Source organism: Neorhizobium tunisiense (genome assembly GCF_039631515.1).
In the GTDB taxonomy this organism is placed as follows: Bacteria; Pseudomonadota; Alphaproteobacteria; order Rhizobiales; family Rhizobiaceae; genus Neorhizobium.
Window position 1 is genome coordinate 269,994 of sequence record NZ_JBDIUU010000003.1, and the last position, 23,078, is coordinate 293,071.

Annotated in this window: 27 protein-coding genes; 18 read left to right on the forward strand and 9 right to left on the reverse strand. The window is 63.3% G+C overall.

What is annotated here, in order from left to right:
- Positions 1-116: 116 nt before the first annotated feature.
- Together ABCW43_RS15405 and ppa are read left to right on the forward strand one after the other, a co-directional pair.
- On the forward strand, positions 117-623 hold the full coding sequence (locus ABCW43_RS15405) for a GNAT family N-acetyltransferase (protein WP_345925926.1): 507 nt from the start codon (positions 117-119) through the stop codon (positions 621-623).
- Between the two features lie 147 nt (positions 624-770).
- Positions 771-1,304, forward strand: coding sequence for an inorganic diphosphatase (gene ppa / locus ABCW43_RS15410; protein ID WP_046605240.1), 534 nt, complete (start codon positions 771-773; stop codon positions 1,302-1,304).
- 4 nt (positions 1,305-1,308) lie between these two features.
- Here the strand turns inward: ppa and ABCW43_RS15415 are convergent, their stop codons facing one another.
- A complete protein-coding gene (locus ABCW43_RS15415; protein WP_345925931.1) occupies positions 1,309-1,623 on the reverse strand; it encodes a DUF167 domain-containing protein in 315 nt (104 codons plus the stop codon).
- Positions 1,620-1,910 (reverse strand): YggT family protein, encoded by a 291-nt coding sequence (locus tag ABCW43_RS15420; RefSeq protein ID WP_245363925.1) that lies wholly within the window; start codon positions 1,908-1,910, stop codon positions 1,620-1,622. Before ABCW43_RS15420 ends, ABCW43_RS15415 begins: the two co-directional genes overlap by 4 nt.
- 141 nt (positions 1,911-2,051) lie before the next feature.
- Between ABCW43_RS15420 and ABCW43_RS15425 the strand changes: the two genes are divergently transcribed.
- Complete coding sequence (locus tag ABCW43_RS15425; protein WP_345925935.1) at positions 2,052-3,311, forward strand: MFS transporter; 1,260 nt, start codon at positions 2,052-2,054, stop codon at positions 3,309-3,311.
- 37 nt (positions 3,312-3,348) lie between these two features.
- On the opposite strand, the gene ABCW43_RS15430 is transcribed toward ABCW43_RS15425, so the two are convergent.
- From ABCW43_RS15430 to hemC, 5 genes are all read right to left on the reverse strand, one after another.
- A complete protein-coding gene (locus ABCW43_RS15430) occupies positions 3,349-3,831 on the reverse strand; it encodes a tellurite resistance TerB family protein (RefSeq protein ID WP_345925937.1) in 483 nt (160 codons plus the stop codon).
- A 23-nt stretch (positions 3,832-3,854) separates the two neighbouring features.
- Positions 3,855-5,510 (reverse strand): heme biosynthesis protein HemY, encoded by a 1,656-nt coding sequence (locus tag ABCW43_RS15435; RefSeq protein ID WP_345925939.1) that lies wholly within the window; start codon positions 5,508-5,510, stop codon positions 3,855-3,857.
- Positions 5,511-5,525: 15 nt separating this feature from the next.
- Complete coding sequence (locus ABCW43_RS15440) at positions 5,526-6,779, reverse strand: mitofilin family membrane protein (protein WP_345925941.1); 1,254 nt, start codon at positions 6,777-6,779, stop codon at positions 5,526-5,528.
- Positions 6,780-6,869: 90 nt separating this feature from the next.
- Entirely contained in the window at positions 6,870-7,580 is a 711-nt protein-coding gene (locus tag ABCW43_RS15445; protein ID WP_345925943.1) for a uroporphyrinogen-III synthase, read from the reverse strand.
- A gap of 4 nt (positions 7,581-7,584) precedes the next feature.
- Positions 7,585-8,514, reverse strand: coding sequence for a hydroxymethylbilane synthase (gene hemC, locus ABCW43_RS15450; protein WP_345925945.1), 930 nt, complete (start codon positions 8,512-8,514; stop codon positions 7,585-7,587).
- Between the two features lie 71 nt (positions 8,515-8,585).
- On the opposite strand from hemC, the gene tsaD reads away from it, so the two are divergent.
- Genes tsaD through ABCW43_RS15475 form a run of 5 tightly spaced genes read left to right on the forward strand, consistent with a single transcriptional unit; the run spans position 8,586 to position 12,116 of the window.
- The gene (gene tsaD / locus ABCW43_RS15455; RefSeq protein WP_345925947.1) at positions 8,586-9,683 is read left to right on the forward strand and encodes a tRNA (adenosine(37)-N6)-threonylcarbamoyltransferase complex transferase subunit TsaD; all 1,098 of its coding nucleotides are present in this window, start codon (positions 8,586-8,588) and stop codon (positions 9,681-9,683) included.
- Positions 9,680-10,684 (forward strand): NAD(P)H-dependent glycerol-3-phosphate dehydrogenase, encoded by a 1,005-nt coding sequence (locus ABCW43_RS15460; RefSeq protein WP_345925949.1) that lies wholly within the window; start codon positions 9,680-9,682, stop codon positions 10,682-10,684. Before tsaD ends, ABCW43_RS15460 begins: the two co-directional genes overlap by 4 nt.
- 37 nt (positions 10,685-10,721) lie before the next feature.
- Complete coding sequence (locus ABCW43_RS15465) at positions 10,722-11,012, forward strand: YciI-like protein (RefSeq protein WP_345925951.1); 291 nt, start codon at positions 10,722-10,724, stop codon at positions 11,010-11,012.
- Between the two features lie 8 nt (positions 11,013-11,020).
- Positions 11,021-11,461, forward strand: coding sequence for an EVE domain-containing protein (locus tag ABCW43_RS15470; protein ID WP_345925953.1), 441 nt, complete (start codon positions 11,021-11,023; stop codon positions 11,459-11,461).
- A 7-nt stretch (positions 11,462-11,468) separates the two neighbouring features.
- A complete protein-coding gene (locus ABCW43_RS15475) occupies positions 11,469-12,116 on the forward strand; it encodes a class I SAM-dependent methyltransferase (RefSeq protein WP_345925955.1) in 648 nt (215 codons plus the stop codon).
- A 90-nt stretch (positions 12,117-12,206) separates the two neighbouring features.
- Here the strand turns inward: ABCW43_RS15475 and ABCW43_RS15480 are convergent, their stop codons facing one another.
- On the reverse strand, positions 12,207-12,575 hold the full coding sequence (locus tag ABCW43_RS15480; protein ID WP_345925957.1) for a DsrE family protein: 369 nt from the start codon (positions 12,573-12,575) through the stop codon (positions 12,207-12,209).
- Positions 12,576-12,643: 68 nt separating this feature from the next.
- Here ABCW43_RS15480 and ABCW43_RS15485 point away from each other — a divergent pair, with 68 nt between their 5' ends.
- Entirely contained in the window at positions 12,644-13,636 is a 993-nt protein-coding gene (locus ABCW43_RS15485) for an AraC family transcriptional regulator (protein WP_345926243.1), read from the forward strand.
- A 39-nt stretch (positions 13,637-13,675) separates the two neighbouring features.
- On the opposite strand, the gene ABCW43_RS15490 is transcribed toward ABCW43_RS15485, so the two are convergent.
- The gene (locus ABCW43_RS15490; protein WP_345925959.1) at positions 13,676-14,086 is read right to left on the reverse strand and encodes a hypothetical protein; all 411 of its coding nucleotides are present in this window, start codon (positions 14,084-14,086) and stop codon (positions 13,676-13,678) included.
- A gap of 286 nt (positions 14,087-14,372) precedes the next feature.
- On the opposite strand from ABCW43_RS15490, the gene sdhC reads away from it, so the two are divergent.
- From sdhC to sucD, 9 genes are all read left to right on the forward strand, one after another.
- Complete coding sequence (sdhC, locus tag ABCW43_RS15495) at positions 14,373-14,765, forward strand: succinate dehydrogenase, cytochrome b556 subunit (protein ID WP_345925961.1); 393 nt, start codon at positions 14,373-14,375, stop codon at positions 14,763-14,765.
- 11 nt (positions 14,766-14,776) lie between these two features.
- The gene (gene sdhD, locus ABCW43_RS15500; protein WP_345925963.1) at positions 14,777-15,157 is read left to right on the forward strand and encodes a succinate dehydrogenase, hydrophobic membrane anchor protein; all 381 of its coding nucleotides are present in this window, start codon (positions 14,777-14,779) and stop codon (positions 15,155-15,157) included.
- A 6-nt stretch (positions 15,158-15,163) separates the two neighbouring features.
- Positions 15,164-17,008: a succinate dehydrogenase flavoprotein subunit gene (sdhA, locus tag ABCW43_RS15505; protein ID WP_345925965.1), complete on the forward strand. Its 1,845-nt coding sequence runs from the start codon at positions 15,164-15,166 to the stop codon at positions 17,006-17,008.
- Positions 17,009-17,025: 17 nt separating this feature from the next.
- Positions 17,026-17,805, forward strand: a complete 780-nt coding sequence (locus ABCW43_RS15510) for a succinate dehydrogenase iron-sulfur subunit (RefSeq protein ID WP_037081594.1) — start codon at positions 17,026-17,028, stop codon at positions 17,803-17,805.
- 187 nt (positions 17,806-17,992) lie between these two features.
- Positions 17,993-18,532 carry a protease inhibitor Inh/omp19 family protein gene (locus ABCW43_RS15515; RefSeq protein WP_345926245.1) on the forward strand — a complete coding sequence of 180 codons (540 nt, stop codon included), beginning with the start codon at positions 17,993-17,995 and terminating at the stop codon, positions 18,530-18,532.
- A 31-nt stretch (positions 18,533-18,563) separates the two neighbouring features.
- Entirely contained in the window at positions 18,564-19,727 is a 1,164-nt protein-coding gene (zapE, locus tag ABCW43_RS15520) for a cell division protein ZapE (protein ID WP_345925969.1), read from the forward strand.
- Positions 19,728-19,903: 176 nt separating this feature from the next.
- On the forward strand, positions 19,904-20,866 hold the full coding sequence (gene mdh, locus ABCW43_RS15525) for a malate dehydrogenase (protein ID WP_007757753.1): 963 nt from the start codon (positions 19,904-19,906) through the stop codon (positions 20,864-20,866).
- Between the two features lie 36 nt (positions 20,867-20,902).
- Positions 20,903-22,096, forward strand: a complete 1,194-nt coding sequence (gene sucC / locus ABCW43_RS15530; protein WP_345925972.1) for an ADP-forming succinate--CoA ligase subunit beta — start codon at positions 20,903-20,905, stop codon at positions 22,094-22,096.
- A gap of 19 nt (positions 22,097-22,115) precedes the next feature.
- A complete protein-coding gene (gene sucD / locus ABCW43_RS15535) occupies positions 22,116-23,021 on the forward strand; it encodes a succinate--CoA ligase subunit alpha (protein WP_046626703.1) in 906 nt (301 codons plus the stop codon).
- Positions 23,022-23,078 lie beyond the last annotated feature (57 nt).

Sequence of the window (23,078 nt, forward strand, 5' to 3'; positions counted from 1 at the left end):
AGGTTAAAAACACGTTAACGTTGCCTCGTCGTCCACATGAGAAGTCTGTGGGCAATCCGTTCTACGCATATTGGCGGAATGGCGGATTGCCTGCTTCAGGGCCTAGAGTAAGCGTTATGAAAACGTTGTCGATCGATGTCCGGCGGGCCGAACCGCAAGACGCCCGCGCCATTTCGGAGGCGCATCGTCAGGCGTGGACTCAGGCCTATGCGGGGCTCATTCCCCACAAGCCGCTGACCCAGATGCTGGAGCGCCGGGGCGAGGCATGGTGGTGCAAGGCAACGCGCGGTCCCGCGACCCTGCTGGTGCTTGATGTCGCTGACCAGGTCGCCGGTTACGCCACGATCGGCCTCAACCGCGCCCGTGCCCTGCCTTATGACGGCGAGATCTACGAGATCTATCTGCGTCCCGAATTTCAGGGCATCGGCCTTGGTCGCCGCCTGTTCGGGGAAAGCCGCCGGCTCCTGAAGTCGCTCGGCTGCGAAGGTCTCGTCGTCTGGTGTCTGGAGGACAGCGAGCATGCGGCGCGTTTCTTCCGCCGGCACGGCGGCGTGGACCTTGCCGAAGGCATGGAGGATTTCGGCGGCACGCAGCTTCGCAAGATCGGTTTCGTCTGGTCCTGAACGGTCAACCTTCAACGCTCTGAATTTGAACGGTTTCTAATGTTGCGGCACGCAATGCGGTTCAACATTGGTCTCAAAGGCTTGTTGCCTTGCAGCATGATTCCCGCTATCGACGCTTAACTTTGTCGAACCTCATCGGGGACCAGAATGCGTATCGATGCAATTTCCGTTGGCAAGAATCCGCCTGAAGACGTCAACGTCATCGTTGAAGTGCCGGTCGGCGGCCAGCCGATCAAGTACGAAATGGACAAGGAAGCCGGCGCTCTCGTCGTCGACCGCTTCCTTTACACGCCGATGACCTATCCGGGCAATTACGGCTTCGTACCGCACACGCTTTCGGAAGACGGCGACCCGATCGACGTCCTCATCTGCAACACCCGTCCGCTGGTTCCGGGCTGCGTCATCAACGTGCGCCCGATCGGCGTGATGATCATGGAAGACGACGGCGGCAAGGACGAGAAGATCATCGCCGTGCCGGTTCCGAAGCTGACCCAGCGCTACGACAAGATCAAGAACTACACCGACATGCCCGAGATCACGCTGAAGCAGATCGAGCATTTCTTCGAGCACTACAAGGATCTGGAGCCCGGCAAATGGGTGAAGATCGGCGGCTGGCAGAATGTCGACGTGGCGAAGACGCTGATCGTCGAGGCGATCGAGCGTTACAAGGCAAGCAAGTAAGCCGTCAGGCTTTCAGGACCTTTTCCAGCTTTTTCTCCAAATCCTCCGGGTCGCCATCGATCCGGAGGATTTTTTTGCGCGCGGTTTCGCCCGACAGGATCGAAATGGAGGATTTGGGGAGGCGGAACGTGTCGGCCAGCAGCAGGATCAGCGCCTTGTTGGCCTTGCCGTCCTCGGGCACCGCGGTGACGCGCGCCTTCAGGAAGACGTCGCCATCGGCGGCGGTCTCGATGCCCTCGACAGCATTGCGGCCCGAATTCGGGGTGAGCCGGATTGCGAGCCGCAGATGATCGGAATGCTTGCTGTAGGGACCGCTCACGCAAACAGCGGATAGATCGACGTCCACATCAGCGAGCGGATGAAGAAGATGATCAAGAGCAGGATGACCGGCGAGATGTCGATGCCGCCGAGATCCGGCATGATGCGACGGATCGGCCGCAGCACCGGGTCGGTGACGTTGAAGAGGAAACGGCCGATCGCATCGACGAACTGGTTTCTCGAATTGATGACGTTGAAGGCATAGAGCCACGAGAAGATGGCGCTGGCAATCAGCACCCAGGTATAGAGGTTCAAGGCCAAATCGATGGTCTGAAACAGGGCGAGCATTAACGTCTCCATTTCTTTGTTGACAGACATGTAGACATTGACGAACTAACGAGCAAGTGCCGTGTCCGGGGCTCTCCCGATTCATGTTTAACGGGTGCCGGGCATAATGTCGGCTTCCGGCTCCGCTGAAAGTGCTGCCTCATGTCCAATTCTGCCACGGGCGATCGTTTCGCCGCCTTCCGGCACTCATCCTATACTCGCTTCTTCTTTTCCCGGCTTTTCTCGGCTTTCGCGATCCAGATCATCAGCGTCGCGGTCGGCTGGCAGATGTATGACGAAACCGGCAATCCGCTCTATCTCGGCCTGATCGGGCTTTTCCAGTTCCTGCCGTCGCTGCTTTTGATCCTCGTCACCGGTTCGGTCGCCGACCGCTATAACCGCCGTGTGATCGTCGCAATCTGCATGGTGGTCGGGGCGCTCTGCGCCGGCGCCCTTCTGGCACTCACCGTCACTCATTCGTTTTCGCCCTGGCCGGTGTTCGGCATCCTGATCGTGTTCGGCATCGAGCGCGCCTTCATGGGCCCTGCCGTCCAGTCGCTCGGACCGAACCTGGTGCCGGAACAGGACCTGCCGAATGCGGTCGCCTGGAATTCCTCGTCCTGGCAGACGGCGGCGATCCTCGGCCCGGTGGCCGGCGGCCTGCTTTACGGCCTCAGCGCAGTTTCCGCCTATTCGGTCGCACTGGTCTTTCTCATCCTCGCAGCAGCCCTTGTCTTCACGATCCCGAAACCTCCGCAGCGCAACGCTGCGGAAAAGGTGAGCTGGGGCCAGATCCTGGCCGGCTTCAAGTTCATCTCCCAGGAAAAGATCGTGCTTGGGGCGATCTCGCTCGATCTCTTCGCGGTCCTGCTCGGCGGCGCCGTGGCGCTGATGCCGATCTTTGCGCGCGATATTCTCGAACTCGGGCCCTGGGGGCTTGGCATGCTGCGTGCCGCGCCGGGCGTCGGCGCCATCATTGTCGCGATCTACCTCGCCTTCTATCCGATCCGCCACCATGCCGGCATCGCGATGTTCATCGGCGTCGGGCTGTTCGGGGTCGGCACGCTGGTCTTCGGTCTCTCCGTGACGCCCTGGCTGTCGATTTCGGCGCTGATGCTGATGGGCGCATCCGACATGATCTCGGTCTATGTGCGCGAGACGCTGATCGCGCTGTGGACGCCGGACGAGGTGCGCGGCCGGGTCAATGCGGTCAACATGGTGTTCGTCGGCGCGTCCAACGAGCTCGGGGAATTCCGTGCGGGTACGATGGCCTCGATCTTCGGCGCCGTGCCGGCGGTCGTGATCGGCGGCATCGGCACGCTCGGGGTTGCGATCATCTGGTCGATGAGCTTCCCGAAGCTGCGCCGGATCGACAGCCTCGAAGCGCCGGATCGGGAAGAGAGATCGCCTCAGCCGGCCTGAAGCGCCGGCCGGCAAGTATCAGCGTTTCAACAACGCCTCAGTCTCCTCCCTGGTCGTCTCCCGCGGTTGCGCGGGCGGCGGCCTGCTGGCGCTCCAGAACCCTGTCGCGCGCCGAGACGCCGAGAAGATCGGCGATCCTCCAGATCACGTGATCCTCGATCTCGCTCCGCTGCCCGTCGGCGTAGACGATATCCCAGAGGATGCCGAGCAGCTCGACGCGGTCGTCTTCATTGACGAGGTGTTTTCTGAGATCGGACGTGAAGCGGTAATAATCGACCGCCTCGCTGCCGGCCTGGTGGCCAACCTCGATCAGCGCCTTCAGGCGATCCTCGCTGAGGTCGTAGCGCTCGCGCAGCAGGTCGCGAAACTTCTGCTGTTCCCGATCGGAAATGTTGCCGTCTGCCTCCATGACCTGGAAACAGAGCGCGACGAAGGCCACCCGCGGATCATCGGGTGCGAATTCTTGCGTATGGTGGGATCCGGTCAGAGTGTGGAGGAAGGCCTGAATGCGATCTAACATCTATCTCCAGGCCCTCGCCATTCTTAAAAGAGCCGGAGCCTCGTTGCGGGCTGCGCGGCGTCGGGATCTTTCACACCCGGATCATCGGGCGGACGCCCGAAAAAGGGAACGGGCTCCTCCCCATTTTCAGGGGATTTTCCGTCCTTCGGCGTCACATTCGCGGTCGCTGGTGTTTTTGCTGCAACAGCTAACTCCTTCCGGGGCGGCTTTGCCTCCTGCGGTGCGGGCTTGGCCTCGACGAGGATCGGCTTCGGCGTCTCCTCGGCGCGCGGCTCGGCGCTTACGCTGCCGGGTGGCGGCGCCGGGCTTGCGGCCGGCACCTCGCGGACAGGCGGCAGGCTGGCGATTGCCGTATCGGCCGCGAGCGAACCTTCCTCGACCGGGCCTTCGAGCTGGTCGAACGGCGCCTTCCACTCGAAGGCATCGAGCCGTCCGGTGACCGGGGAAAGCGGCAGCCATTTTTCCGAGACGAAACCGTCGGCCACCCAGGCGGGGTCCCGCGGGGCGCGCAGCGCCTGCGCCATCCAGTGGCGGACGCGGCCCTGGTCGCCGGTCTCGGCTTCCTCGATATCGGCGAGCAGCAGGTAGACGGCCTCGCGCGGCTGCATGCGGGCGGCGGCTTCCGCCTTGGCACGTGCCTTCTTGAACTGCTGGGCATCGAGTGCCGCCTGGGCGACGGCCAGCAGCGATTCGACATTGTTGGGGCGCATAGCCTCGAGCTTTTCGGCGCGTTTCAGCCGGTCGACCGTGCTGTCGCCGCTGCGGGCGCGAATATAGGCGCGGGCGATTTCCGGATGCGGGCCGAGCTTCCAGACGCCTTCGAGGGTGGATGCGGCCTTGCGGACATTGTCCTCGCGCAGCCAGGCCTTGGCGGCGATGACGGCGGCGGGCACCAGGTCCTTGGCGAATTTCAGGGCTGCCATGGCATCGTCGCGAGCGCCCTTTGGATCGCCTTCCAGCCGGTCGTTAGCCTTGGCGGTCAAAAGTACCGCCTTCCAGCGCTCGGCCTGCGGCTTTTCGAGGATATTGGCCATGCGCTGCTGGTCGAGCAGGCGGATCGCATCGTCCCAGCGGCCGGACTGGCTGCGGGATTCGAGCGTCGCCTGGGCGGCCCAGGGCAGGTAGGGCGCATGCTCGACAGCCTTTTCCGCATATTGGCGGGCGGCCTCGTTGGCACCAAGCCGGCGGGCTTCCATGTAGAGGCCGCGCAGGCCGAGTTCGCGGGTTTCCGGATCCTCGGCCATCTGCTCGAACTTTTTGCGCGCTTCGTCGTGCTTGCCTTCGATGAGCGCCGCCTGGGCTTCGAGAAGATGGATCAGTGGCTCCTGGTCTGCACTGATCAGGCCGCGGGTGCGCAGGCTCATCTTGCGGGCAAGCAGCGCATTGCCGGCGCCGGCGGCGATCAGGCCGGTCGACAGCGCCTGGTAACCACGGTCACGCTTGCGGGCGCGAAAATAGCGGCGGACGGAATAGGGCGAAGTCCAGATCACCCCGACGATCCACCAGAGGAGCATCGCAAAGCCGACCAGCGCGACCAAGGCGGTGGCGGCCACCATCAGGCTGGTTTCGATCAGGTGGTCCTGCCAGGTGATAGAAATCAGGCCGGGGCGATCCGCAAGCCAGGAGAAACCCCAGCCGAGAGCCAGCACCACAACGAGAAAAATGAAAAGTCTGACCATCCGGTTCTTCCGTCCTCAGCCTTGGGTGCCGGCGACGGCGCGCGACAGCGTTCCGCCCACGAGATTTTCCACCTGAATGCGGGCATCGAGCTTCTGCTTGAAATCGCGCGAAACGGCCTTGGCCGGTTCCGGCAGCGCCTCCCATTCGCGAGCGCAGGCCTGGAGATCGCCGTTGCGCAGCGCATTCTCCATGCGGGCGACGACCGCGTCCGGCGTTTCGCCCTGGACATCGCCGACCCGGCGGACCTTGACGACCGACAGGGCGGAGGAGAGCAGCCGGCCGGCAATGCCCTCATTCGGGTCGGATTGGACGGTCGCTTCCAGCATCGCATCGGCGACGCGGGGGAAGTCGCGCTGCAGCTCGGCGCGGGCGGGCACGCCCGCGGAGGCGAATTTCTGGAGATCGGCGACCGCCGGATCATCGCCGGCGACGGTCTTGAAGGTCTGCAGTTCGGTTTCGAACGGGCCACCGCGATCGATGCCGGCCTTGAGAGCTGCGGCAGCCACGGCGCGGGCGACCTGTTGTTCCGGGCCGCGATCGTTCAGCTTGGCTTCGGCCTGGTCCAGGCGCTGGGCGAGGCTGGAATCGGCGCCTGCGGCCGACTGGACCGTGGCGCGAAGCTGGTCGAGATCGGCCTTCAACGCGGCAAGCGCCTGCTCGCTGGCGCCGCTCGACGTGCGTGGCGCTGCTTCGAGTGCCGCAACGCGGTTGGCGAGCGCAACATCCGGGGCTGCTGCGGTTGAGGGCCGGTTTTTGAGCGCTGCGATTTCCTGGCGCAGCGCGGCGATCTCGGAGGAGAGACCGGCCGTGTTGGAAGCGGCCGGGGCGGGCGTGGCGCCGGGCAGGTAACCGGCATATTGCATGCTGCCTGCCAGCAGCAGCGCGACGATACCGCCGAAAATGCCGGCCGCGATCAGCGTCGACGTGGCAGGGCTCGGGCGATGGTGTGGGGTGGGAACTGGCTCCGGTTCGGGCGCCACGGTCGCCGGCTGCGGTTCGCTCTGGGCGGCAGCAGAGGACCAAGGGTCGTCATAGCGCGGCTCGTCTGCGGCCGAGGCGCTGGATGCCGGTTCGTCCGTGGGCTCGGCCTTGGCCGGTTCTTCGGTGCTTGCGGAAACGTCCTCGGCAGGCTCGGTCGCGCTCACATCATCATCGGTGTCATTGCTGCGGACAGGCTCGGCGACCACTTCCGATTGCTCGGCGGTCAGGTCGATCGTGACCGGCTCCTTGTCTGTCTTGGATCGGCGGGGTGGTTGTTCCGGTACCATCTCGACCTCTTTTTGCATGCGCTCACAGGAAACTAGTGGGTGGGTCATCGGAAAGAAAGGGGCGGGCGGGATTTTGGCGCCACCCCTCTACTAAAGGAGTGCGAATACCCCGTCCTCGTCAGGGTGGCGGGCGATCTTGATATTTCTATGAAATCCCCGCGGAATGATTTCGGCGACATTGTCGCTGAGGCAAACGAACTGCACGGATGCAAGTTCCTTCAGGTGCGGTGCAGCGAAATCGCAGAACAGCCGGGCGTTTTCGCGGGAATAAAGAAGCACCGCATTCACGGGCGGATCGAGCAAAATGTCACGGATGAAAACTTCATCGTAGGCTATGGGTGCCATTTCGTAGATTTCGGCCGTCACGAATGAGACATCGTTCGTCCGCAGCCCGTCCTCGAATTTCGGTGAGCGCGGCTTGCCGGAGAGATAGAGCAAAGGGGCACCGAAGGTTGATGCATCGCCTGCGATGAGTTCGGCGAGTTCGGCACCCGTTCCGGCGCCGGCGCGGATATTCCGGAAGCCCGCATCTCCGGACGCCTTCGCCGTCGTTTCTCCGACGGCGTAAAGGGTTTGGCCCAGACATGGGGACAGGCGCTCACCCAGCGAGGACAGCACGCGGACGGCTTCAGCACTGGTGACGGCGAGTGCGGCATGTGGGGCGGCGAGTGCTGCCGCGGCAGCGTCCGGATGATGGATCGCCCTGGTCAACGGCAGCAGGACCGGCTGATGGCCAAGGTCCTGCAGGCGCTCGACGGTGCGCCGGGCTGAGTTTTCGGGGCGGGTGACGACGACCCGCATCGCGTTACGACCAGCCTTCGAAGAAATCTGGGCCGGCCGCCGCGCGGACGGCTTCGCCGGCCTGGCGGCCGAGCTTTTCCGCGTTGGCTCGTTTGCCTTCGGTCTCGATCGAATGTTCCTTGCGGCCATCCGGCGTCAGGATGAGGCCCGAAAACTTCAGGTGGTCGCCTTCGCAGATGGCGTAACCGCCAATCGGGGTGCGACAGGAACCGTCGAGCGCCGCCAGGAAGGCCCGTTCGCAGGAGACGGCGTCGTAGGTCGGGCGATCGTTGATCGGGTCGAGCAGCGCGTCGATGCGGGCATCGCCGACACGGCTTTCGACGCAGATCGCGCCCTGTGCCGGCGCCGGCGGAAAATCCTCCGGGTCGAGCAGTTCGGTGACGACATCTTGTTTGCCAAGGCGCTTCAGGCCGGCATAGGCGAGCAGGGTGGCATCCGCCTGGCCTTCGTTGAGCTTGCGCAGCCGGGTTTCGACGAGGCCGCGGAAGGTGATGACCTCGATATCCGGCCGGATGCGGCGGATCAGCGCCTGGCGGCGCAACGATGAGGAACCGACGGTGGCGTGATCGGGAAGTGCTGCGAGCGTATGGGCGGTGCGGCCGATGAAGGCGTCGCGGAAATCTTCGCGCGGCAGGTAGGCAGCAAGCCGCAGGCCGTCGGGCAGCTTGGTCGGCATGTCCTTCGAGGAATGCACGGCAAAATCGAGGTCGCCGGAGATCAGGCCTTCCTCCAGCTCCTGGGTGAACAGGCCCTTGCCGCCGAGCTCGGTCAGCGCCCGGTCGGTAATGCGGTCGCCGGTGGTCGACAGCACGACGATCTCGAACATTTCCTCCGGCAGGCCATGCGCCGTCATCAGCCGTGCGCGCGTTTCGGAAGCCTGTGCGAGCGCCAGCGGGCTGCCGCGCGTGCCGATCCGGAAAGGTTTTGTTTGCATCCGCGTCATTCCATTGTTACCGGAAGCTTTCGTAGACCGGTTTAACCGGCATCGCAATTATCGATAGGCGTATGGCGACCTTTCTTCGCATCCTTGGCATCGAAACTAGCTGCGACGAGACGGCGGCTTCCGTGGTCGCGCGCCATGAGGACGGCCGCGGTGAAATACTCTCGGACGTGGTGCTCTCCCAGCTCGACGAGCACAGCGCCTATGGCGGCGTCGTGCCGGAGATTGCCGCGCGTGCGCATGTGGAAGCATTGGACGGACTGATCGAGGAGGCGCTGACCCGCGCCAACGTCTCGCTCGACGAGATCGATGCGGTGGCGGCGACCTCGGGGCCAGGCCTGATCGGCGGGCTGATCGTCGGGCTAATGACCGCCAAGGCGATTGCGCGGGCGGCCGGGAAACCGTTGCTGGCGATCAATCACCTCGAAGGCCATGCGCTGACGGCGCGGCTGACCGACGGGCTTTCCTTCCCCTACCTGATGCTGCTCGTCTCCGGCGGTCACACCCAGCTGGTGCTGGTGCGCGGCGTCGGGGAATACGAACGCTGGGGCACGACGATCGACGATGCGCTCGGCGAAGCCTTCGACAAGACAGCGAAACTGCTTGGCCTGCCTTATCCCGGCGGCCCGGCGGTCGAGAAGGCGGCGCTGAAGGGCAATCCGGACCGGTTCTCGCTGCCGCGGCCGCTGGTCGGCGAAGCGCGGCTCGATTTCTCTTTCTCAGGGCTGAAGACCGCGGTGCGGCAGGCGGCGACCGAAATCGCGCCCTTGAGCGACCAGGATGTCGCCGATATCTGCGCTTCGTTCCAGAAGGCGATTTCCCGGACGTTGCGCGACCGCATCGGCCGAGGCTTGGCGCGCTTCAAACAGGAATTCGCGCATCTCGATGTCGATCGGGCGCTGGTGGTGGCCGGTGGGGTCGCCGCCAACCAGGAAATCCGCCGCACGCTGCAGGCGCTCTGCATCGAAAACGGATTTCGTTTCATCGCGCCGCCGCTCAGGCTCTGCACCGACAATGCGGCGATGATCGCCTGGGCCGGGCTCGAGCGGATGGCGGAAGACCTGCCGGCGGATGGCCTCGATGTCGCGCCGCGTTCGCGCTGGCCGCTTGACAAGGATGCCAAGACCCTGCTCGGCTCCGGCAAACGAGGGGCCAAGGCATGAGTGCGCGAGAACGGATCGTAGTCATCGGAGCCGGCGCTTTCGGCACCGCACTTGCCACGGTGATCGCACTGGAGGGCCGTCATCCGGTGACCCTGATCGGCCGCGACCCTTCGCTGATGAGCGATTTGCGCGACGACCGGGTGCATGATGCAGCCCTTCCCGGCGTGCCGCTTCCGGATGCGCTGGAGTTTTCCGCCGAACCGGACGCGATCGGCGAGGCGAGCTTCGTGCTTTTCGCCATGCCCTCGCAGGCGCAGGCGGATGCGGCGCGGCATTACGGCCCCTATCTGGCGGAGGGGGCGGTGGTCGTCACCTGCGCCAAGGGCATCGACAAGTCGTCCGGCCTGCTGCTGACCGAGGTGCTGGAGGCGGAATTGCCGCATCATCCGGTCGCCGTGTTGTCCGGGCCGGGCTTTGCGGCGGACATCGCCCGCGGCCTGCCGACGGCGATGGCGATTGCGGCCGCCGACCAAGTTCTGGCGGAACGGCTTGCCAATGCGCTCTCCGGCCGCACGTTCCGGCTTTACGCCTCGACCGACCGGATCGGCGTGCAGCTTGGCGGGGCGCTGAAGAATGTGCTGGCGATCGCCTGCGGCATCATCGAGGGCGCCGGGCTTGGGGATTCGGCGCGGGCGGCGCTGATCTCGCGGGGCTTGGCCGAAATGTCGCGGCTGATCGAGGCGATGGGCGGCAAGGCGGATACGGTGCGGGGCTTGTCGGGCCTCGGCGACCTGGTGCTGACCGGCACCAGCCATCAATCGCGCAACCTGCGTTTCGGCATCGCGCTCGGCCAAACTGGCGGGAATTGGGGCGACCCCGCGGATACGGTGGGCGGGCCGCTGGTCGAGGGTGCCTTTGCGGCCTCCGTCGCGGCGCGTCTCGGCGAAAAATTCTCCGTCGAGCTGCCGGTCACCAACGCGGTGGCCGACATCATCGACGGCAAGCTCGATATCATGACGGCCATGGAACAGTTGATGACCCGGCCGATCACCACCGAATAAGATCATTCCCCCAAAAAGCCTATGCAAGGAGAGACTGATGCTGTTTGCGTTTCTGTGCACCGACAAGCCCGGCCATTTGAACGTCCGGATGGAAACCCGCCCGACCCATGTGGAGCACCTGAACAAGCTCAATGCCGACGGGGTTCTGAAGTTCGCAGGTCCGTTCCTTGACGATGACGGCAAGCCGAACGGCAGCCTCGTGGTCGTCGAAGCCGCCGACATGGCCGCTGCCCGCACGATCGCCGAAGCCGATCCCTATTATCACGCCGGCCTGTTCGAGAAGGTCGAAGTGAAGGCCTGGAACTGGGTGTTCAACAAGCCGGAGTGAGGCGACAGATGGCGTATTGGCTTTACAAATCCGAACCCTCCTCCTGGTCCTGGGAACAGCAGAAGGCGGCGGGGGAAAAGGGCACCGAGTGGACCGGCGTGCGCAACTACCTGGCGCGCAACAACATGCGGGCCATGAAGATCGGCGACAAGGGTTTCTTCTACCACTCGAATGACGGGCTGGAGATCGTCGGCATCGTCGAGGTCTGCGCGCTGTCGCATCCCGATTCGAGTGCCAAGGGTGATCCCAAGTGGGATTGCGTCGATATCCGCGCCGTGACCGACATGCCGAAGCCGGTGACGCTGAAGGACATCAAGGCCAATCCGAAGTTCGAGAAGATGTCGCTGGTGACATCGATGCGCCTTTCGGTGCAGCCGGTAACCGACGAGGAATATTTCGAGATCTGCAAGCTCGGTGGTCTCGATAATCCGCCGCGATCCCCGGATTGAGCGGATTTTGAAAACCGATCCCAGGGCCTTCGTTCTCGACAATACCGACCTCGTCAGCCCGCCGCATGTGCCGGAAATCAGGCTGCATCTGGCGAGCGAGGCACATGATCTCTGGCTGAAGACGGAGGAGGATCTGCAGGAGATCGGCCTTCCGCCGCCGTTCTGGGCTTTCGCCTGGGCAGGCGGGCAGGGGCTTGCGCGCTATATCCTCGATCATCCGGAAACGGTCGCGGGCAAAGAGGTGCTCGATTTCGCCAGCGGCTCCGGCCTGGTGGCAATCGCCGCCCGGCTCGCCGGCGCCGCCGATGTGCTGGCTGCGGATATCGATCCCTGGGCCGCGAGCGCCATAGGGCTGAATGCCGCGGCAAACGAAGTCGAGATCCGCTCCACGGCCGAAGACCAGATCGGCAGGGCGGTCGAGGCGGATGTGATCCTTGCCGGAGATGTCTTCTACGACCGGGAGTTTGCGGCGGCCCTGATCCCGTGGTTCACGCGGCTTGCGGGTGAGGGGAAGCTGGTTCTGGTCGGCGATCCCGGTCGCAGTTATTTCCCGAAGGACCGACTTGAGCAACTTGCCGTCTATCAGGTGCCGGTGACCCGGGCGCTGGAGGATAGCGAGGTGAAGAAGACGACGGTGTGGCGGTTTGCCCGATAAGCTGGCGGGCTCGCCGCTGAGACAGCGACGCGGCCGAGCGGAGAGGATGAACAAGCCTCTCCGCTCGGTTCCACTCGATGTTCGTGGTGGTCAAAACGAGAGTGTGGCGGCTCCGTCCCTGATCTCGGCGTGCATTGCGCTTGCACCGACGATAACGACGCCCTCGAGCAGGTCGCCTTCGTCGTAACCGCGCGATTTGACGCAGGGCGGGCATGCCCAGATCGTGCCGCCACGTTTCTGGAAATCGTCGATCGATTGTGCCAGCGGATCGAGCGGCGCCACATGGGTCATCCGCTGCCCGCCCTTGCGGACGAGATCGATCGCGGCGCTGGTCAGAAATACCGAGACCTTGAGCCCCGCCGTGATGCCGCCATTGGCAATCGTGAAGGCGACCGACGACAGTTCGGAATCGATGCCCTTGGTGACGAGCACCACCAGTTTGTCAGTTGGAGTTTGCATTGTATTCTCCCTCGGTTGAGTTGACTTGCTCACTTTAGGAAGGCGGGCGAAACCTGTCTTTGGCCGAGATGCGTGAAGGCTTGTCCGAAAATCCTGACCTGACGCGTGGGGTGGCGCGGGACGACGTGCTGTCGGCGCTGTTGTCGACCATTCGCCTTTCAGGGTCGTTGCAGTTCTGCTTCATGCCTTCCGGCAACTGGCAGACGGATGCCACCCCCTCCATGGCGAACCTCTCGGGGAAGGCAATCGGCACGGTACCGTTTCACATCGTCGCGGCCGGCCATTGCTGGCTGAAGATGGAAGGCCAGGAGGCGGCGCTCGAGCCGGGCGACGTGCTTGTCTTTCCCTTCGGCACCGGGCACCAGCTGGGCTCGGGGGGTGACGGCGCGATCGTCAACCCGACGCGGCAACTGCCGCCGAAGCCGTGGCGCCAAATTCCGGTCATTCGCCACGGTGATGACACGCAAGGGGTCAGGTTGCTCTGCGGCTATCTCCAGTGCGACGCGCTGAGCTTTGCGCCGCTGAGGCGCGCGCTGCCGAAACTGATCCATGTCAGGACGCGCGGTGCGAATGACGGAGACTGGCTGCGTGCGACCATCCGGCAGATGGTGGAAGAGGTCGATATGCCACGGGCGGGCGGGATCTCCATGCTGCCGAGACTGACCGAAATACTGTTTATCGAAATTCTGCGCCACCAGATCACCATGGCCGAACCGCAGGCCGCCGGCTGGCTGGCAGCGCTGGCCGACGCGGCGCTGTCGCGCTGCCTGTCGCTCATTCATGACGATCCGACGCGCGACTGGTCGCTGGGGGAACTGTCGATTGCGTCGGGGATGTCGCGCAGCGTGCTGGCGGAACGTTTCCAGACGATCCTCGGGACTTCACCTGTCCGATATGTGCGCGAGTGGCGCCTTTATCTGGCGAGCGTCGCTCTGGCAACGACAGGGCAGGCGATTGCCGCGATCGCCTACGATGCCGGATATGCGACCGAAGCGGCTTTCAGCCGTGCCTTTTCACGGACGTACGGCACGCCGCCGGCTGCATGGCGTGCGATGGGTTGAAAGTGGCGAGACTTAAAGACGGGGTTGCCGCGTCGCGGTTCAGTTCCCGCCGCGGATGACGCAGACGCCGAATTCGTAGGAGCAGGCGTCTGCGAAGCCGCGCAGGCCTGTGCCGACATCGATGATCTTGGCCTTGGGCGCAAGCACCACGCGGCCTTCCTGCGCCCACCAGTAATCTTCCGAAAAATAGCGCGCAAAATGGATGCCGAAGTCGGGGATCGGGGGAGCCTGCAGCGGTCCGCTGAAAATGCCGAGCCTGCGGACGAATGACGCCGTCCCGGTGTAGAAGACGCGAAAACTCTCCACATTCGACGAACGGTCTTCCCGTTGTTCAAGGCGGTAGACGCCGCTGCCGGCGTCGCTCCAGCCGTCGCGGGCGTTGGCGGCGGATGCGAGGGACGCAAAAAACGCCGCAGCGACCAGGACAGGCTTGATGCGATTCGCGATCATGGCGAAACTCCGGAGGATATGATTAACGAAACGTTATCATAAAACGGCTCGCCACGTCCCGGCGGCAACGAAATCTTTCCAAATCGTAGTTAATGTGACCGTCGGGTTTGACCCGCGCCGGCCACGAGAAAGACACAATCGATTAAAATGGAAATCGGTCTGAATTGTTCTTGTCGTCCGACATTCGTGCGATTAAACCACGCCATTGATGCAATGCACATTTCTTCGGCACCGTGCATTGTTGGGCGCCCGCCCTTGATACCGCATACGACGCCGCGAGGTTCTGATGGCGAATGTGACAAATAACCGGCCCCTGTCGCCGCATCTTCAAATCTACAAGCCAATCCCCACCATGATCATGTCGATTGTGCACCGCATCACAGGCGGCGCGCTCTATGTCGGCACCATTCTGGTGGCGTGGTGGCTGATCGCCGCCGCCAGCGGCCCGACCTATTACGACTGGGCCAACTGGGCACTCGGCAGCATTCTCGGCAAGCTCGTGCTGCTCGGTTATACCTGGGCGCTGATCCACCACATGCTCGGCGGCTTCCGCCATTTCATGTGGGACCTCGGCCACGGTTTCGAGAAGGAATTTTCGACCAAGCTCGCCATCGCCAATATCATCGCATCACTCTGTCTGACCGTGCTGGTCTGGGTGATCGGCTTCCTCGTTCGGTAAGGTTCTCATCCATGGATATGCGTACCCCGCTCGGAAAGGTCCGCGGACTGGGCTCCGCCAAGGACGGCACCGATCATTTCTGGCGCCAGCGCCTGACGGCCGTCGCCAACGTGCCGCTGATGACCTTCTTCGTCATCTTCATGATCATCTACGCCGGCAAGCCCTATCCGGAAGTGATCGCCGCGCTGTCGAACCCGTTCGTCGCCGTCATCATGGGCCTTATCGTCATCTCCGGCGTCATTCACATGAAGCTCGGCATGCAGGTGATCATCGAGGACTATGTGCACGGCGAATTCGCCAAGGTCGCGCTGGTCATGCTCAACACCTTCTTCTCGATTTTGATCGCCGGGCTCTGTCTGTTCGCCGTTCTGAAAATCGCATTCGCAGGATAACCCGTCATGGCATCAGTCACCCCCATCGCCCAGAACGGCAAAGCCTATACCTATGTCGACCATTCCTATGACGTGATCGTCGTCGGCGCCGGCGGCGCTGGCCTGCGCGCCACGCTCGGCATGGCCGAACAGGGTTTCAAGACCGCCTGCATCACCAAGGTCTTCCCGACCCGGTCGCACACCGTGGCGGCACAAGGCGGGATCGCAGCGTCGCTGCAGAACATGACGCCGGACAGCTGGCAGTGGCACCTCTACGACACCGTCAAGGGTTCCGACTGGCTCGGCGACGTCGATGCCATGCAGTACATGGTCATGGAAGCGCCGAAGGCCGTCTACGAACTCGAACATTACGGCGTGCCTTTCTCCCGTAACGAGGAAGGCAAGATCTACCAGCGGCCGTTCGGTGGCCACATGCAGAACTTTGGCGCCGGCCCGCCGGTGCAGCGCACCTGCGCTGCGGCAGACCGTACCGGCCACGCCATCCTGCACACGCTCTACGGCCAGTCTCTGAAGAACAACGCGGAATTCTTCATCGAGTATTTCGCGCTCGACCTGATCATGTCGGATGACGGCAGCCGCTGCACCGGCGTCGTCGCGTGGAACCTCGACGACGGCACGATCCACCGCTTCGCCGCCAAGATGGTGGTGCTGGCGACCGGCGGTTACGGCCGCGCCTATTTCTCGGCGACATCGGCCCATACCTGCACCGGCGACGGTGGCGGCATGGTGGCCCGTGCCGGCCTGCCCTTGCAGGACATGGAATTCGTGCAGTTCCACCCGACCGGCATCTACGGTTCGGGCTGTCTGATCACCGAAGGCGCACGCGGTGAAGGCGGTTACCTCGTGAATTCCGAGGGCGAACGCTTCATGGAGCGCTACGCACCTTCGGCCAAGGACCTTGCCTCGCGTGACGTGGTTTCGCGCTGCATGACGCTGGAAATCCGCGAAGGCCGCGGCGTCGGCAAGAACAAGGACCACATTTTCCTGCATCTCGACCATCTCGATCCGGCCGTTCTTCACGAGCGCCTGCCGGGCATTTCCGAGAGCGCCAAGATTTTCGCAGGCGTGGATGTGACCCGCGAGCCGATCCCGGTCCTGCCGACCGTCCACTACAACATGGGCGGCATCCCGACCAATTTCTGGGGTGAAGTCTTGAACGCCGACAGCAACAATCCGGAACGTCTGCTGCCGGGCCTGATGGCCGTCGGCGAAGCCGGCTGCGCTTCGGTTCACGGCGCCAACCGCCTCGGCTCCAACTCGCTGATCGACCTCGTGGTCTTCGGCCGCGCCGCCGCAATCCGCGCCGGCGAGGTGATCAACAAGGCCGAGCCGATCCCGGCGCTCAACATCGCCGCCTGCGACAAGATCATGGACCGCTTCGACCGCCTGCGGAACGCCAATGGCGGCACGCCGACTGCGGTGCTGCGCGACAAGATGCAGCGCACCATGCAGGACGACGCGGCCGTGTTCCGCACACAGGAATCGCTGGAATCGGGCTGCAAGCGGATGTCGGCGATCTGGGGCGAGTTGAAGGACATCAAGGTCACCGACCGTTCGATGATCTGGAATTCCGACCTCGTCGAGACGCTGGAACTCGAAAACCTGATGGCGAACGCGATTGCCACGGTGGTCGGCGCGGAAGCCCGCAAGGAAAGCCGCGGCTCCCACGCCCGCGAGGACTACACATCCGGCCCGTTCGGCGGCCGCGACGACGAGAACTGGCGCAAGCACACGCTCGCCTGGGTCAGCGACAGCGGCGACGTCAAGCTCGACTACCGCCCGGTTCACACCGAGCTCATCGCCGAAGGCATCGATCCGCACAAGATCGAGCCGAAGGCACGCGTGTACTGATCTGAGGGAACTGGACCATGGTTGAACTCGCTCTCCCCAAGAACTCTCAGATGACCGAAGGCAAGACCTGGCCGAAGCCGGCCGGCGCCAAGAACGTCCGGGAATTCCGCATCTACCGCTGGAGCCCGGATGACGGCCAGAACCCGCGCATCGATACCTATTACATCGATGTCGACGATTGCGGCCCGATGGTTCTCGACGGCCTGCTCTACATCAAGAACAATATCGACCCGACGCTGACGCTGCGCCGCTCCTGTCGCGAGGGCATCTGCGGCTCCTGCGCCATGAACATCGACGGCACCAACACGCTCGCCTGCACCAAGGGCATGGACGACGTGAAGGGCACCGTGAAGGTCTATCCGCTGCCGCATATGCCGGTCGTCAAGGACCTGGTTCCTGACCTCACCAACTTCTACGCCCAGCACCGCTCGATCGAACCGTGGCTGAAGACGGTCTCGCCGCCGCCGGCAAAGGAATGGAAGCAGAGCCACGAAGACCGCCAGAAGCTCGACGGCCTCTACGAGTGCATCCTCTGCGCCTGCTGCTCGACCTCCTGTCCGAGCTATTGGTGGAACGGCGACCGTTACCTCGGCCCGGCCACCCTGCTGCAGGCCTATCGCTGGCTGATCGATAGCCGCGACGAAGCCAAGGGCGAGCGCCTCGACAACCTCGAGGATCCGTTCCGGCTCTATCGCTGCCACACGATCATGAACTGCGCCCAGACCTGCCCCAAGGGGCTGAACCCGGCCAAGGCGATCGCCGAAATCAAGAAGATGATGGTCGAGCGTCGCGTCTGAGGCGTTCTCGACAATTTGATGCCTTATTCGGTCCTCGCATCGGCGGGACCGGATGCATGCAGCATTCTTCTTGATCGAGCCTGCCGAATTGTTTCAGTACGACTTGATTAACCAAGGTGGTTTACGGTAATTCGGTCTCAATTCAGTGGCATCGGTGGCGGGTCAAGCTGAAAGCAGGAGTTAGATGATGCAGTTCAGATACGTGGCGACGGGACTTGTTCTTGCTTTGGCGCTGGCCGGTTGCCAGCGCACTTCCTATAGCCCTTATAGTGATCTGCCCGCCCAGCCTTCCCAGCCGGCGCCGCTTCAGGCCCAGCCCGTGCCGTCCGTTCAGGGCGGCCAGCTGCCGCCGCCTCCCGGCACTGCGGGTTCCTCCCAGTTCCCGAGCGCGCCCGGCGCAAATCCTGCCATGGCGTCGGCCAATGCCGCACCGCCTGCGACTGCCCTCGACATCAAGAAGGAAGCGATGGTCGGCAACTGGCGTGTGTCCAATGCCGGTTCTTCCTGCGACATGTTCCTAACCCTCACCAATCTCGGCGGTGGCTCGCGTGGTGGTACCCGCGGCTGCGCCGGCGAACTGACGGCGATGGGCTCCTGGGACGTGTCGGGCAAGATGGTCCAGTTCAAGAACCGCGCCGGCGACGTGATCGGACGCGTCTACAAGAGCGCCGAGAACCGCTTCGACGGCACGATGAACTCCGGCCAGCCGGTCAGCCTCAGCCGCTAGGCGGCTCCCCGCAGCTTCCGAGGGCGTCCGGTTGGAACCCATTCCCGAATACACCACGAGCGTCGGCGAGGAGCTGAAGGCTCTGGCCGTGTCGGGCGTGCTGAATGCCGACAAGGCCCAGCTCGCGGTTGCCGCCAAGCTCGATCATCTGCTGACTTGCCTTCGCGAGACGAAGCCGGCGAAGAAAAAGAGCGCGCTCGGCTGGCTCTTTGCCAAGGGCGGGGGCCGGCCGCGCGAGATCCGCGGCCTTTACGTGCATGGCAGCGTCGGGCGCGGCAAGACCATGCTGATGGACATGTTCTTCAAAAAGGCGCCGACGACGAAGAAGCGCCGGGCGCATTTCCACGAATTCATGGCGGATGTGCACAACCGCATCCATGACCATCGCCAGAAGCTGAAGCGCGGCGAGACCAAGCAGGCCGATCCGGTGCCGCCGGTTGCTGCCGCCCTCTTTGCGGAGGCCGAACTCCTCTGCTTCGACGAATTTTCGGTCACCGACATCACCGATGCGATGATCCTTGCGCGGCTGTTCACGGAGCTGTTCGGGCTCGGCTGCGTGCTGGTCGCGACCTCCAATGTCGCGCCACATGATCTCTACAGGGATGGATTGAACCGCGGGCTGTTCCTGCCGTTCATCGCACTGCTGAGCCGCTACGTGGATGTCGTCACGCTCGATTCTCCCAACGATTACCGCATGCAGAAGCTCGCAAGCCTGCCGGTCTACGTGACGCCGCTCGACGCGCGCGCCGACGCCGCGATGGAATCCGCCTGGCACCAGGTGACCGACGGCGAGAAGGCGGCCCCCGCCGAGATCCCGATGAAGGGCCGCAGTATCCACGTGCCGTCGGCCGCCGGGCGGGTGGCGCGCTTCGATTTCAAGGACATCTGCGGCAAGCCGCTCGGAGCCTCGGACTATCTGGCGCTCGCCGCTCGCTTCGACGCCATCTTCGTGGAACACGTTCCGCAGCTCGGACCGGAGAAGCGCAACGAAACCAAGCGGCTGATCAACCTGGTCGACGCGCTCTACGACAATACGGTGCGGCTCTACGTATCGGCGGCGACGGCGCCGGAGCATATCCTGTTGGAGCGAAAAGGCACAGAAGGCTTCGAGTTCGATCGCACTGTCTCGCGTCTTTTCGAGATGCGCAGCCCCGACTATCTTGCACTGCACCAGGAAAAACGCCGCCGACTTTAACGGTTTGGTGACAGAAATTCTTACGTTTACGTAAGATTTTTTACATCTAACCGATTGAAAAAGTTGAGGCGAAAATAATCGATTGCCATTTTGGGCGGATGGCGGTATGCGGTCTGGCACGTTGGTAGGCGAGCCATAGTCTGCCATGGATTCGGATCTCGAAAGGAAGCTTTTCGATGGCGCGCAAGAAGATCGCACTTATTGGTTCTGGCATGATCGGTGGCACGCTGGCACATCTTGCCAGCCTGAAGGAACTGGGCGACATCGTCCTCTTCGACATCGCCGACGGCATTCCGCAGGGCAAGGGCCTCGATATCGCCCAGTCCGGCCCGGTCGAGGGCTTCAACGCCAAGCTTTCCGGCGCCAGCGACTATGCTGCCATCGAAGGCGCAGACGTCTGCATCGTCACCGCCGGTGTCGCCCGCAAGCCGGGCATGAGCCGCGACGATCTGCTCGGCATCAACCTGAAGGTCATGGAACAGGTCGGCGCCGGCATCAAGAAATATGCCCCGAACGCCTTCGTGATCTGCATCACCAACCCGCTCGACGCGATGGTCTGGGCTCTCCAGAAGTTCTCCGGCCTGCCGAAGAACATGGTCGTCGGCATGGCCGGCGTGCTCGATAGCGCCCGCTTCCGCCTCTTCCTTTCCGAAGAATTCAACGTTTCCGTCCAGGACGTCACCGCCTTCGTTCTCGGCGGCCATGGCGACACGATGGTGCCGCTCGCCCGTTACTCGACCGTCGGCGGCGTTCCGCTTACCGACCTCGTCAAGATGGGCTGGGTCACCAAGGAGCGTCTCGAAGAAATCATCCAGCGCACCCGTGACGGCGGTGCCGAAATCGTCGGCCTGCTGAAGACCGGTTCTGCCTATTATGCGCCTGCCGCCTCGGCGATCGAAATGGCCGAATCCTTCCTCAAGGACAAGAAGCGCGTTCTGCCGGCTGCCGCCTATCTCTCCGGCCAGTACGGCGTGAAGGACATGTATGTCGGCGTTCCGACGATCATCGGTGCCGGCGGCGTCGAGCGCATCATCGAAGTCGAGTTCAACAAGGACGAAGAAGCCGCCTTCCAGAAGTCCGTCGGCGCTGTTGCCGGCCTCTGCGAAGCCTGCATCAACATCGCCCCGGCTCTCAAGTAATTGACGCGCTGAAGTCATCGAAACAGGGATAAACCCATGAACATTCATGAATATCAGGCCAAGGCTCTGCTGAAGGGCTATGGCGCGCCGGTTGCGGAAGGCGTCGCGATCCTCAAGGCTGAAGAGGCCGAAGCGGCTGCAAAGTCGCTTCCGGGCCCGCTTTACGTCGTCAAGAGCCAGATTCATGCGGGCGGCCGCGGCAAGGGCAAGTTCAAGGAACTCGGCCCCGACGCAAAGGGCGGCGTTCGCCTGGCCTTCTCGATCGAGGAAGCCAAGGCGCATGCCAAGGAAATGCTCGGCAACACGCTGGTGACCGCGCAGACGGGTGAAGCCGGCAAGCAGGTCAACCGCCTCTACATCGAAGACGGTGCGGACATCGCCCGCGAGCTTTACTGCTCGCTGCTGGTCGACCGCTCGGTCGGCCGCGTCGCATTCGTGGTTTCGACCGAAGGCGGCATGGATATCGAGGCCGTCGCCCACGACACGCCTGAGAAGATCCACACGATCGCCATCGATCCGGAAGCCGGGGTGACGGCTGCCGATATCGCTGCGATCTCGAAGGCGCTGGAACTCGACGGCGCTGCCGCCGAAGACGCCAAGTCGCTCTTCCCGCTGCTCTACAAGGCCTTCAACGAGAAGGACATGGCCCTTCTCGAGATCAACCCGCTGATCGTCATGAAGAACGGCCACCTGCGCGTCCTCGACGCCAAGATGTCGTTCGACGGCAATGCGCTTTTCCGCCACGACGACGTCAGGGCGCTGCGTGACGAGACCGAAGAAGACGCCAAGGAGATCGAGGCCTCCAAGTGGGACCTCGCCTACGTCGCGCTCGACGGCAATATCGGCTGCATGGTCAACGGTGCCGGTCTCGCCATGGCGACGATGGACATCATCAAGCTCTACGGCAAGGAGCCGGCTAACTTCTGCGACGTCGGCGGCGGCGCCGGCAAGGAGAAGGTGGCTGCGGCCTTCAAGATCATCACCGCGGACCCGAAGGTCGAGGGCATCCTCGTCAACATCTTCGGCGGCATCATGCGCTGCGACGTCATCGCCGAGGGCGTTGTCGCGGCGGTGCAGGAAGTCGGCCTGAAGGTTCCGCTCGTCGTGCGCCTCGAAGGCACCAATGTCGAACTCGGCAAGAAAATCCTCAACGAGTCCGGTCTCGCGATCACTGCGGCTGACGATCTTGACGACGCGGCGAAGAAGATCGTCGCGGCGATCGAAGCCTAACCTGGAAGGACCGGAATCAATGTCTATTCTCGTTAACAAAGACACCAAGGTCATCGTCCAGGGCCTGACCGGCAAGACCGGCACCTTCCACACGGAACAGGCGCTTGCCTACTACGGCACCAAGATGGTGGGTGGCGTTCATCCCAAGAAGGGTGGCGAATCGTGGTCGTCCGGCGTCGACGGTACGTCGTTGCCGATCTTCACCTCGGTCGCCGAAGCCAAGGAACGCACCGGCGCCGACGCGACCGTGATCTACGTTCCGCCGGCAGGTGCAGCGGATGCGATCATCGAGGCGATCGAAGCCGAAGTCCCGTTCATCACCTGCATTACCGAAGGCATCCCGGTCATGGACATGGTTCGCGTCAAGGCTCGCCTTGATCGCTCCAAGTCGCGCCTGCTCGGCCCCAACTGCCCGGGCATCCTGACGCCGGAAGAATGCAAGATCGGCATCATGCCGGGCTCGATCTTCCGCAAGGGTTCGGTCGGTATCGTGTCCCGTTCGGGCACGCTGACCTACGAGGCCGTGTTCCAGACCTCGAACGAAGGCCTCGGCCAGACGACCGCCGTCGGCATCGGCGGCGACCCGGTCAAGGGCACCGAGTTCATCGACGTCCTGGAAATGTTCCTCGCCGACGATGCCACCACCTCGATCATCATGATCGGCGAAATCGGCGGTTCGGCTGAAGAAGACGCGGCGCAGTTCCTCAAGGACGAAGCCAAGAAGGGCCGCAGCAAGCCGATGGCCGGCTTCATCGCAGGCCGTACCGCTCCGAAGGGCCGCACCATGGGCCATGCCGGTGCAGTGGTTTCCGGCGGCAAGGGCGATGCGGAATCGAAGATCGCGGCTATGGAATCGGCAGGCATCAAAGTGTCGCCGTCTCCGGCCCGTCTCGGCAAGACCTTGGTTGAAGTCCTCAAGGGCTGACGCCACATAAGGGACACTCGCCACCCTGGATGGATAGGTGGCGATTGATCCGACAAG